At 68.7% G+C, this 10,090-nt stretch carries 11 protein-coding genes; 6 read left to right on the forward strand and 5 right to left on the reverse strand.

What is annotated here, in order from left to right; translation table 11 throughout:
* Window positions 1–112 precede the first annotated feature (112 nt).
* Together ACYVE7_RS21215 and ACYVE7_RS21220 are read right to left on the reverse strand one after the other, a co-directional pair.
* Window positions 113–526, reverse strand: a complete 414-nt coding sequence (locus ACYVE7_RS21215; protein WP_460366716.1) for a DUF6114 domain-containing protein — start codon at window positions 524–526, stop codon at window positions 113–115.
* 2 nt (window positions 527–528) lie between these two features.
* Complete coding sequence (locus ACYVE7_RS21220; RefSeq protein ID WP_460366717.1) at window positions 529–1,188, reverse strand: DUF6230 family protein; 660 nt, start codon at window positions 1,186–1,188, stop codon at window positions 529–531.
* 219 nt (window positions 1,189–1,407) lie between these two features.
* Between ACYVE7_RS21220 and ACYVE7_RS21225 the strand changes: the two genes are divergently transcribed.
* The 6 genes from ACYVE7_RS21225 to ACYVE7_RS21250 all read left to right on the forward strand — a co-directional run bounded on the left by ACYVE7_RS21225 (window position 1,408) and on the right by ACYVE7_RS21250 (window position 7,115).
* The gene (locus ACYVE7_RS21225; RefSeq protein ID WP_460366718.1) at window positions 1,408–2,010 is read left to right on the forward strand and encodes a TetR/AcrR family transcriptional regulator; all 603 of its coding nucleotides are present in this window, start codon (window positions 1,408–1,410) and stop codon (window positions 2,008–2,010) included.
* Between the two features lie 116 nt (window positions 2,011–2,126).
* Window positions 2,127–3,311, forward strand: a complete 1,185-nt coding sequence (locus tag ACYVE7_RS21230) for a PucR family transcriptional regulator (protein ID WP_460366720.1) — start codon at window positions 2,127–2,129, stop codon at window positions 3,309–3,311.
* A 94-nt stretch (window positions 3,312–3,405) separates the two neighbouring features.
* Complete coding sequence (locus ACYVE7_RS21235) at window positions 3,406–4,122, forward strand: CDGSH iron-sulfur domain-containing protein (RefSeq protein WP_460366721.1); 717 nt, start codon at window positions 3,406–3,408, stop codon at window positions 4,120–4,122.
* A 534-nt stretch (window positions 4,123–4,656) separates the two neighbouring features.
* The gene (locus ACYVE7_RS21240) at window positions 4,657–5,232 is read left to right on the forward strand and encodes a hypothetical protein (RefSeq protein WP_460366722.1); all 576 of its coding nucleotides are present in this window, start codon (window positions 4,657–4,659) and stop codon (window positions 5,230–5,232) included.
* Between the two features lie 366 nt (window positions 5,233–5,598).
* Entirely contained in the window at window positions 5,599–6,093 is a 495-nt protein-coding gene (locus ACYVE7_RS21245) for a hypothetical protein (RefSeq protein WP_460366723.1), read from the forward strand.
* Window positions 6,094–6,209: 116 nt separating this feature from the next.
* Window positions 6,210–7,115 carry a hypothetical protein gene (locus ACYVE7_RS21250; protein ID WP_460366724.1) on the forward strand — a complete coding sequence of 302 codons (906 nt, stop codon included), beginning with the start codon at window positions 6,210–6,212 and terminating at the stop codon, window positions 7,113–7,115.
* Window positions 7,116–7,183: 68 nt separating this feature from the next.
* Here the strand turns inward: ACYVE7_RS21250 and ACYVE7_RS21255 are convergent, their stop codons facing one another.
* The 3 genes from ACYVE7_RS21255 to ACYVE7_RS21265 all read right to left on the reverse strand — a co-directional run.
* Window positions 7,184–7,942, reverse strand: coding sequence for a hypothetical protein (locus tag ACYVE7_RS21255; RefSeq protein ID WP_460366725.1), 759 nt, complete (start codon window positions 7,940–7,942; stop codon window positions 7,184–7,186).
* Between the two features lie 888 nt (window positions 7,943–8,830).
* The gene (locus tag ACYVE7_RS21260) at window positions 8,831–9,646 is read right to left on the reverse strand and encodes a class II fructose-bisphosphate aldolase (protein ID WP_460366726.1); all 816 of its coding nucleotides are present in this window, start codon (window positions 9,644–9,646) and stop codon (window positions 8,831–8,833) included.
* Window positions 9,634–10,090, reverse strand: a 457-nt coding sequence (locus ACYVE7_RS21265) for a PfkB family carbohydrate kinase (protein ID WP_460366727.1), incomplete at its 5' end; no start/stop codon positions are given. The genes ACYVE7_RS21265 and ACYVE7_RS21260, both read right to left, overlap by 13 nt.

Below are 10,090 nucleotides of genomic sequence, written 5' to 3' on the forward strand. Positions count from 1 at the left end.
GGGGCGGGCGCGACGGGGGTGGGCGTGGGCGTCGGCTCGCCGAAGGCCGCCGTGGCGAACCCTCCGGCCCCGAGCGCCGCCGCGACGATCACCGCCGCGTACGTGCTCCGCACTACGCCTCCAGTTCTTGGGCCAGCCCCGGAACGATCTCGCGGGGCTGCTTGTCCTGCTGGGCGTGACCTGGCGTCCAGGCGAAGATCAGCCCGCCGCCGAGCAGGCCGAGGGTCATGCCGAGACCGAACCCACCGAGGTTCGAGGTGATCAGCGAGGCGAGCGCGGCCAGCATCGCGATGAGGCCGAAGAAGAAGCGCTGCTGCGGCTGCACCCAGACGAGCACTCCCGCGAGGATCAGCACGATCCCGGCCAGCCACGGCGACATGCCCTGGAGGACGACGATGCCGAGCGGCGCGAGGGGGATCGCGAGGAGTTCGGCTCCGCCGAGGATGGCGAGCAGGCCGCCCCAGAAGGGACGGCTGCGCCGCCAGCGACGGAAGCCGGTGGGTTCGGTGGGTTCGGTCTTGTGCATGGCTACTTACCGCATTCGGAGACGCCACCGACGAGCTTCAGGGACAGGCCCGAGAGCTTGAAGGTGCCGGCGGTGGTGGAGTAGGCGTTCTGCTTGACGTTGGTCAGCAGGGCCTCGGTCGCCTGCTGGCCGAAGCCGCCCTGGGCGCCGATGCCGCCGAGCTGGCCGGACGGGGCGTCGGCCCAGTCGGTGACGCCCTTCTTGGCGGCGGACAGGGTGCTGGCGTCCTGGCCGATCTGCATGTTCTTGAACACGGCGTCGGCTTCGAGGGAGTCGATGCCCATGGTCAGGTGGTCGGCCACGACGGGCTTGCCCTTGGTGGTGCCGGCGCTGAGCTTGAGGGTCACGGTGCCGAGGCCGTAGGGCAGCTTCTGCACGACCGACTGGCACATGTTGGTGATCTCGGCGTGGTTGATCACCGCGGTGGTGACGGGGAGCGGCTTGCCGTTGGCGTCCTTGAGCAGGTCGCCGTACTGCTGGAAGCCCTTGGCGTCGATCTGGTCGGCGGTGACCGTGAAGTTCGAGCCGGAGAAGGCGAAGGTCGTCTGGACGGCGCCGGCCGCGACTCCGGCGCCGAGACCGCCGACGATCACGGCGGCGGGGGCCATGACGAGGCCGAAGCGCTTCCAGGAGACCTTGCCGGTCTTGGGGGTGTCGCTCATGTGGGGGATCCCTACGGAGAGGTGGGTGACGCTCGTCACGTTCCGTGGCGAGCGGAGTCAAGTTACCCCCAAGTACTTACTTCCGCCAAACAGTAAATACTTCCTTGGAACCGGTTCTACCTGCATAAACGTAGATGACAAGGGCTTTACAGCCCGTCGAACAAGTCTCTGAGCAACCGGATGCGGGAGGATGTCAGACGGACCCAACAGGAGGATGCCTTGACAGGCGACGTTCGGATCACGGTGACGCGGACCCTCAGCAAGGACCAGCAGGCCCGCCGCACACGGCTCATCGCGGCGGCCCACGAGCTGGCCTCCGAGGGCGGCTATCCCGCGGTGACCATGCACGACGTCGCCGACCGGGCGGGCGTGGCCCGCGCGACCGTCTACCGGTACTTCGCGTCCAAGGATCATCTGCTGACGGAGGTCGCGGCCGACTGGGCGAAGGTCTTCACCGAGCTGACCGTCCCGGGCGACGATCCGGCCTCGCGGCTGAGCGGCCTGCTGGAGGCGCTGGTCGACGTCGCGGCCGACAACCTCAATCTGACCTCGGCGATCGTCCAGGCGACGACCTCCCAGGATTCGGGGGTCGACGACGCCCGCAACGAGCTGTTCCGGTTCGTCCGCGATCAGTTCGGCGCCGCGATCGACCCGCAGGACACCCTCCTGACGGTCGCCGGTGTCTCAATGGACGATGTCGAATCTGTCATCGGACACATGGTTCTCGCTGCACTCGTCAGTCTGACCGCTCTGGCCCGTCCGAGGCGCGAGGTCATCGCCATGGTGCGTACTGCGGCCCGGTTGATCGTCGGGGAACGCTGAAGGGTTGTCAGTTCGGTGACAACGGATCGGTAGCTTTTGTCCGCTGGCATGAGGGCAGGGAAGCGGTCACGAGGGTAGTTTTCGTTGTCTGGCTACGAAAACCCTCCGGAGGTCGCATGTCCATCATGTTGGACACCCCGTCGATCAGGTCCGGATTCTTCGAGCCCTTCCTGCCGAGCCTCGTCGAAGAGATGATCGACGAGATCAAGGCGGGGGGGCCGGAGTACTCCCGCACAGACCCCAAGTACCTCGCGAACATGCGTGAGGCAGTCGAGGGCGCGGTCCGGCATTTCGTCGGCCTGCTCGACGATCCCGAGGCTTCGCTGGACAAGCTCGCCGACACCTACCGTTTCATCGGCTGGGGCGAGGCCCGGGAGGGCCGCAGCCTCGACAACCTGCAGATCACCATGCGGCTGGGCGCGCGCGTCGCCCTGCGCCGGATCACCATCGAGTCCGAACGCCACGATCTGCCGCGTTCCGCGCTGGGCGAGCTGGCCGAGGCGATCCTCCTCTACCTGGACGAGCTGGCCGCCGCGGCCGCCGCCGGCTACCACACCGCCAGCGAGCAGGTCGCGGGCGAGCAGTCCCGCCGCCGCCGTCGCCTCCTCGACCTGCTGCTCGCCGACCCCATCGCCTCCCCGGGCGCGGTCGCCGAGGCCGCCCGCAACGCCGAATGGCGGATCCCGAAGACCGTCGCCGCGATCGCCCTGCAGGAGCGCCGCACCGAGGAGTTCCTGCAGCCCGCGCTCCCGCCGGACGTCCTGATGGACCTGTCCCGCCACGAGCCCTGCCTGATCGTCCCCGACCCGGACGGCCCCGGCCGCCGCCAGGTCCTGGAGCACGCGCTCCGCGAGTGGTCGGCGGCGATCGGCCCGACCGTCGACATCACCGACGTGGGGCGTTCGCTGCGCTGGTCGCGTGAGGTGCTGGGCCTCGCGCGGCGCGGCGTCGTCCCGGACGAGGGCCTGATCCGCTGCGTCGAGCACATGCCGAGCCTCGTCGTCTTCAAGGACGAGGAGCTGGTCTGGACCGTCGCCAAGACCAGGCTCGCGCCCCTGCTCGACATCCGCGCCCGCCACCGCGACCGGCTCGCCCGCACCCTGCTGGCCTGCCTGCAGAACGGGTTCAACGCCACCGAGGTGGCGAACCGGCTGCACGTCCACCCCCAGACCGTCCGGTACCGGCTCCACCAGCTCGAGGAGCTGTTCGGGGAGGCGCTGTACGACCCGGACACCCGGATGACGTTCGAGATGTCGCTGCGCGTCTGGCTGACCCTGAACGCCGAGGGCCGCGCCGACTGACCGGATTTTGCCGGTCGCTGAGACCCCGTGGTGCGTACGCCGACCTCTTACCGGCGATCACCGCGGGGTCTGCTGGTTCACGGGGGAGTGGCGCATGTCGGAAGAGATCCGGATCGTGGTGTCCAAGGACGGGCCGTACCTGGTCAACGGGGAGGTCGAGGTCGCCCGTCAGGAGATCGTCGTCGACGGGCAGGGCCAGTCGGTGGCCTGGAAGGAGACCGAGAAGCTCGCCGACAAGGACAAGCAGGCGCTCTGCCGCTGCGGCCACTCGGGCAACAAACCGTACTGCGACGGCACCCACGCCAAGATCGGCTTCGACGGCACCGAGACCGCCAGCCGCGCCTCCTACGCTTCGCAGGCCGAGGTCCAGAACGGCCCCGACCGGGTGCTGACGGACGTCCAGGCGCTCTGCGCGTTCGCCCGCTTCTGCGACCCGGACGGCCAGATCTGGAACCTCGTCGAGGAGCCGGGCCAGGGCGGCAAGGTCGACCACGAGGCCGGAATGTGCACCGGCGGCCGGCTCGTCTCCTGGGAGAAGGACGGCAAAACCGCCATCGAACCGGACTATCCGAAGTCGATCGGGGTGGTCGAGGACCCGGCCGAAGGCGTCAGCGGCCCCCTCTGGATCCGCGGCGGCATCACCGTCACCTCCGCCGACGGCCACACCTACGAGACCCGCAACCGCGTCGCGCTCTGCCGGTGCGGCGCGTCCCGCAACAAACCGTTCTGCGACGGCAGCCACGTGACGATCGCCTTCGACGACGGCGCCATCCCCGACACGGGCAACCGCCCCGCCCGCAGCCCGTTCTGACCCCCACCGTCTTCCGGCCCGGCAGCCCGGCAACCGCCCCGCCAGCCCACAGGCATGGCGGGACGGCGACGCCCTGCCGGGCCGGATGTCAGCCGCGGATCCCGCCGACCAGACTGCCAAAGGTCTCCGCCGTTCTGAGGACCAGTTCGATGGACGCGTCCTCAGACAAGGTCTTGGGTCGGATGTCCTCGAACCGATCGGAAAGTTTCCTCAGGTCGTCAGGCTGCGCCGTGGTGATTCCACGAAGGTAGCCCCCCACGAATCCACCGCCCAAGGCACCCGCCCCGGCCCCCTCCCCATTCCCTAGCCCACCCGACCAATGAAACCGACACCACCCTGCACCACCATCAAGATCGCCTCGACCTGCGCCAAACCGACCGTTCGGGCCACCTGAAACGGTCCACATCCCACAACTCGACACGATCTTGGCCGGCGCATCCCAGCGGGCCTCCGCCACCGACACCCACGGGCACGAATGCAACACCTTCCGGACTCCGCCCCGTCTTAGCGGGGGAGAGGGCGAAAGGTGAACAGATGCAGAAGTCACGCCGCTTGCTGCTGGCGGCCACGGTGATCGCGGCAGCAGCCGGATTCGCGGCTGTCCGCACCGCCGATTCCCCCGAAGTCACGGCCATCCCGACGCCCCGCCCCACCCTGCCCGTCCCGGACTCCGCTCCCTACGCCACGGCCATCCGCATGGCCGTCGACCACAACAACGGCGTAGCCGGAAAACCCCCCAAGGTCGTCTACGTCCGCGACCACCTCTGCGAAACCGCCGCCAGCTCCGACGGCCGGGGCCCCTGCGCGAACCCCATTCCCCCGGCCCTCCGCACCGACCTGGCTCAGGCCCTGGCCCCCTACGCCCCCGTCGAGTTCGTCGCCCTCGACGCCAGGCTCACCGACGAGCACTTCACGGTGAAGAACCACGGCGTATCCATCACCCTGGGCCCGATCACCCACACCCCCAAAACGGCGAAAATCCCCCTCTCCCTCCACATCAACGGCCTCAACGCCCTGGGCGCGATCATCACCCTCCACCGCAATGCCACTTCCTGGACGTGCCCCGGCAACGACCCGCGCCGCTGCCTCGCCATGACCTGGATTGCCTGACCCACCCCCGCCCGCTCTTGATCGTCTCGACCTGCGCCATAGCGACGGTTCGGGCCTCTTCAAACGGTCCACATGCTGCAGCTCGAGAAGATCTTGGGCTGGGCACCGTCCGTTCGGTGGCGATCACGCTCGGGGTCTGGCGCGCTATGGGGGATCGGTCAAAGGGGCGGGCCGGTCTTCGTTGACTTTCCCAAGGCTGGAGAGAAGGCGGGGCCGCTAATGTGGCGATTCCTCCGGAAGCCCGGAGTTGATGGGTCTTGGCCGTCGCAAACGCCACAGCGTTGGGACGACGGCCGAGGGCACGAGCCGGGACGGCCGCCGGTGCACGATTTCGCAATCGAAGATCCGGGAAATCAGGAGCGTGTCATGGCCTTCAGGAATATGACGGCGCGTGCGGTGGGAATCCTCGGAGTGTCCACCGCCGGTCTCGTCTGCTTCACCGGTGTCACCCCCGCCGAAGCCGCTACCTCTTGGTGCAGCAACTGGCTGCAGAACCCGTCGAACGCGTCCAGCCCCAGCACCGTGAGCGGGAGCAGCGGAAGCATCCCGATGCCGGGCCTGTCGTCCTCGACGGTCGAAGTCCGCAAGGGCACCTACTCGGGCACCAGGTACTTCTGGGCGCGCGGCTACCCCAACGGCGACGCGCACGTCTACCGGCGCGCCGTCAGCATGATCTGGCGTTACGAGCAGAACAACAGCCTCTACGAGTGCCCGAACTACAGTGACGCGCCGAAGCTGAGCTACTCCAGCGGGGTGCCCTACTGGGCCATCAACCGGGCCCAGGCGAAGATGACGTCGTACGACATCTCCGAGATCAACAACATCCCCGGGGTCAGGTACGGCCCCGCCGTCAACGTGTAGCTCCGGTGAGACAGTGCCGCGTCGCCTCCCGTCCTCGCGGAGGGGAGCGCGACGCGGCACCTCGGCTTCTGGCGGGTGGGTTTGAGGCGATGCGCATGATCCGAAAAGCTTGTTCGGTGCCGCTGGTGATTCTGGGCGTCGCGGCCCTCGTTTCCTGTTCCTCTCCCGAGCCTCAAGGCCCGGCGACGGTCCGGACGGCGGCAGATTTCTCGCTGAGAATCGACGCCTTCGGCCCCACTCCGCAAGCGGGCCGCAAAGTCGCGGAAATACGCGATCGCCTTGTGGCGAAATGCATGAAGGGTTTCGGTTTCACCCTCACCCCACCGTCCTACCCGCCCATCGTCACGACACAGAACGCCGCGGCACTCGGCTGGCTGGGCGAATATCAGGTGGAACGCTACGGCTACGCCGGCCGCCCGGGCATCAAGGAATCGATGGATTCGGTGGCGAGCGAGGGCAGCGTCTCCTATCTGGTTCCCGAGTCCATGACCGCCGTTTTCTACGGCGACGTCCCGACCCATCACGGAAAGCCCGTCCCCCAGGGCGGCTGCCTGGAACAGGCGAACGCCCAGCTCAACGACGGGGCCCCCGCCATCGACCTCAGCGACAGCCAGGTCCCGGTGATCCCCGATCGCGCCGTCGCCATGTTCAGACAGCAGATCCTGACGAAGATCGAGTCCGATGCGTCCGTACGTTCCGCCGTCCAGCAATGGCGAGACTGCATGAAGCGATCAGGTCTCACCTACGCGACCCCCGTCGAAGCCGCCTCCGACCCCCAATGGAACAGAGAAGACGCTCCCCTCCATTCAACCGCCGCCTCACCCGAGGAACGACGAGTCGCCACCGCGGACGACGCTTGCAGAATCACCATCAATTACAGCGGCCACCTGTACGGCGCCGCCCTACGCGCCGAAACCCCGATCATCCACAAGAACCTCACAACACTGGAATCAGTCAAAGAACTGCACCGCATCCGCCTCGCGAACGCCGAGAGAATCGAACGCGACCTCACGCGAAAATGACTCTTTCCTCCGCCTGAGCGCGCACGGCCTCCCTCGAAGCGGGTGGGCCGCCGTCGGATCTCCTGCGCTCAGTCCGTGCTGATGGCGAGGAGCCGGGCGAACAGACGGGCCACCTCGGTCACCGGGAGTTCGGTCAGCGTGACGTCGGGGCGCAGGGCCTCGTGGATGACCGGGTACAGGTTCGAGGGGTCCCAGCTGAACTGGAGGGAACTTTCGGTGAGGAAAAGGACCGGTACGCCGTCGAGGGTGCTGAGTTCGTCGAAGGTGGAGGAACCGGCGCAGAAGATGGCAGGGGCGAGCCGGGGCCGGCCGCCGTCCACGGTGACTCCGGGATGGTGGAAGCCGAAACGCTGCCGTTCGGAGAAGTCGTCGTCGCCGTGGCCGATCTCCTTCAGCCGGTCGTTGCGGGCGAAGCGGACGGCCAGCGGGTTGACGGGCTCCGCGCCCAGGTAGCCGGGCCCCGCGTGCTCCAGCAGCGCCGCCTGGACCAGCGCGTACAGGTGGTACATCAGATCGCGCACTCCGCTGAACCGCACCAGGAAGCCGCGGTGGTGCACGGGGTCGAGCAGGAGCAGTTCGCGATCGTCCAGGAGGCGGATGACCTGTTGAAGGAACGGCAGGGTCCGGTAGGCGCGGGACAGCTCGTCGACCAGGCGGATCAGTTCGACGTCGCCGCGCAGCGCGATCCGGGCGTCCTTGTCTCTGCTCAGCAGATCCATCACGGCGAGCAGCGTGAACGGCAGCCCGTGATGGGCGCGCGCCACCCGCGGATCGCGACGGAACAGCCCGTCGTCATCAGGATCCGACTGCCCCGCGACCAGCCGCAACTAGTGTTCGAGCAGGTTCAGAATCGGCCCGAGCGCAGGCCCGGCCGCGCCACCGTCACACACCAGCACCCCGCAGATCAGCGCACCGACCCCACCCCGAAACTCATCCGCCCCCGCCAACCCCCCAGCGATCTCCACGATCGCCCCCGACGGATCATGAACCCTGCCCCGAAACGGCGCCAACGCCCGATCCCCGAAAACCTTCCGCCCACCCCGGCACTCCTCCAGCCCAGCAGGCCGCCGAAGAAACCCCGCAAACTCCGAAAATCGCAACACCTCACGACCTTAACCAAACATCCAACCCCGTCCCCCCACCCCACCAAGATCGCCCCACCCCGCGGCATCCCAACGGCTTGATCCCACCCAAACCCCCAACACGCCACACCTAGACCCGACCAAGAACCCGCCCATGCCCCCACCACCCCCTGGCCAAGATCGCGCCGACCCGTGGCATGTGGACGGTTTGAGCCCACCCAAAGGGCCGACACGCCGCAGTTCGACGCGATCAAGAACCTGCCCGGGCCGCCACCGAGACCGGCCAAGATCGCGTCGAGTCGTGGCAAGTGGACGGTTTGGGTCCGGCCAGGCGGGCGACACGCCGCGGTTCGACGCGATCAAGGAGCTGCCCGGGGCGGTGCCGGCCTGGGCGAGATCGTGTCGAGTCGTGGCATGTGGACGGTTTGGGCCTGGCCAGGCGGGCGACACGCCGCAGTTCGACGCGATCAAGGAGCTGCCCGGGGCGGCGCCGGCCTGGGCAAGATCGTGTCGAGGTGTGGCGAGTGGACGGGTTGGGGGTGTGAAACGGGCGACACGCCGCAGCTCGAGGCGATCAACGGACGGAGGTCACTCGACCTTCGGCCCTCCGCGGCCATCGTGTGGTCCGAAAAGTTAGGTGGAGATGGTGTGGAGGAGGTGGGTGATGGTGGTGGTCATGGCGGTGCGGGCGGGGGTGAGGTATTTGCGGGGGTCGAGGGAGGTGGGGGCGTGGGTGCGGACGGCGTCGGTGAAGGCGATGTTGAGGGCCGTGCCGATGTTGATTTTGGTCATGCCGCCAGCGACGGCGCGGCGGAGCTCGTCGTCGGGGACGCCCGAGGAGCCGTGCAGGACCAGGGGGACGGGGAGGGCGTCGCGGAGCTCCGCGATCAGCGCGTGGTCGAGGGCCGCCGTGCGGTCGGTCATGGCGTGGGACGAGCCGACGGCCACGGCCAGGGCGTCGACGCCCGTCGCCTTCACGAAAGCCGCCGCCTCGGCCGGGTCGGTGCGGACGCCGGGGGCGTGCGCGCCGTCCTTCCCGCCGACCTCGCCCAGCTCGGCCTCCAGCCACAGGCCGTGGCGGTGCGCCCACTCCACGGCCTCCGCCGTCAGGGCGACGTTCGCCGCGTAGTCGTGGTGGGAGCCGTCGTACATCGCCGAACCGAAACCGTGGTCGGCGGCCTGGTGGAGCAGGTCGACGTCCGTCACATGGTCCAGGTGGAGCGCGACCGGCACCGAAGCGGACTCCGCGACGGCCGCCGTGGCGCGCGCGATGGGGGCGAGCCGGCCGCCGTGGAACTTGACGGCGTTCTCGCTGATCTGGCAGATCACCCCGACGCCCGCGGCTTCCGCACCGGCGACGATCGCCTCCGCGTGCTCCAGCGTGATCACGTTGAAGGCGGCGACGCCCCGGCCGGGGACGACGAGGTCGGCGGTCTTCACCAGGGGCATGAGGTCTCCTCAACGATCACGTTCGGTTGGATGCGGCGGTACACGTCGAGGTCGACGTCGCCCGCCTCAGGGGTCACGACGGCCGCGGCGGACAGCGCCACGGCCGACACCAGCGCCGACGGCCAAGCCTCGCCCCGGTGGAGGGAGAGGGCGAGCGAGGCGGCGGCCGCGTCGCCCGCGCCGGTCGGGTTGCCGGACAGCACTTCGGGCGGCGCGGCCGTCCAGCACCCGTCCGGCGAAGAGAGAAGAATGCCGTCTTTGCCGCGCGACAGCGCCACCGTCAGCCCCGCCGGGTCCAGCCCGGATTCGGCGAGTTCGCCCGCGTTCGGCTTCAGCAGATCGGGCCGTGCCGCACCGCCGGCGAGCAGCGCGGGCCCGCTCGTGTCCAGCAGGGTCAGCGCCCCGGCGGAGCGCGCCAGCCCGATCAGGGTCGCGTAGGCGTCG

Source organism: Actinocorallia lasiicapitis (assembly GCF_054778695.1).

Bases quoted from the DNA above. Each gene is read 5' to 3' on its own strand.
- ACYVE7_RS21220 (WP_460366717.1), bottom strand. From the start codon at position 1,188: ATGAGCGACACCCCCAAGACCGGCAAGGTCTCCTGGAAGCGCTTCGGC.
- ACYVE7_RS21240 (WP_460366722.1), top strand. From the start codon at position 4,657: ATGCAGAAGTCACGCCGCTTGCTGCTGGCGGCCACGGTGATCGCGGCA.
- ACYVE7_RS21235 (WP_460366721.1), top strand. From the start codon at position 3,406: ATGTCGGAAGAGATCCGGATCGTGGTGTCCAAGGACGGGCCGTACCTG.
- ACYVE7_RS21260 (WP_460366726.1), bottom strand. From the start codon at position 9,646: ATGCCCCTGGTGAAGACCGCCGACCTCGTCGTCCCCGGCCGGGGCGTC.
- ACYVE7_RS21230 (WP_460366720.1), top strand. From the start codon at position 2,127: ATGTCCATCATGTTGGACACCCCGTCGATCAGGTCCGGATTCTTCGAG.
- ACYVE7_RS21245 (WP_460366723.1), top strand. From the start codon at position 5,599: ATGGCCTTCAGGAATATGACGGCGCGTGCGGTGGGAATCCTCGGAGTG.
- ACYVE7_RS21215 (WP_460366716.1), bottom strand. From the start codon at position 526: ATGCACAAGACCGAACCCACCGAACCCACCGGCTTCCGTCGCTGGCGG.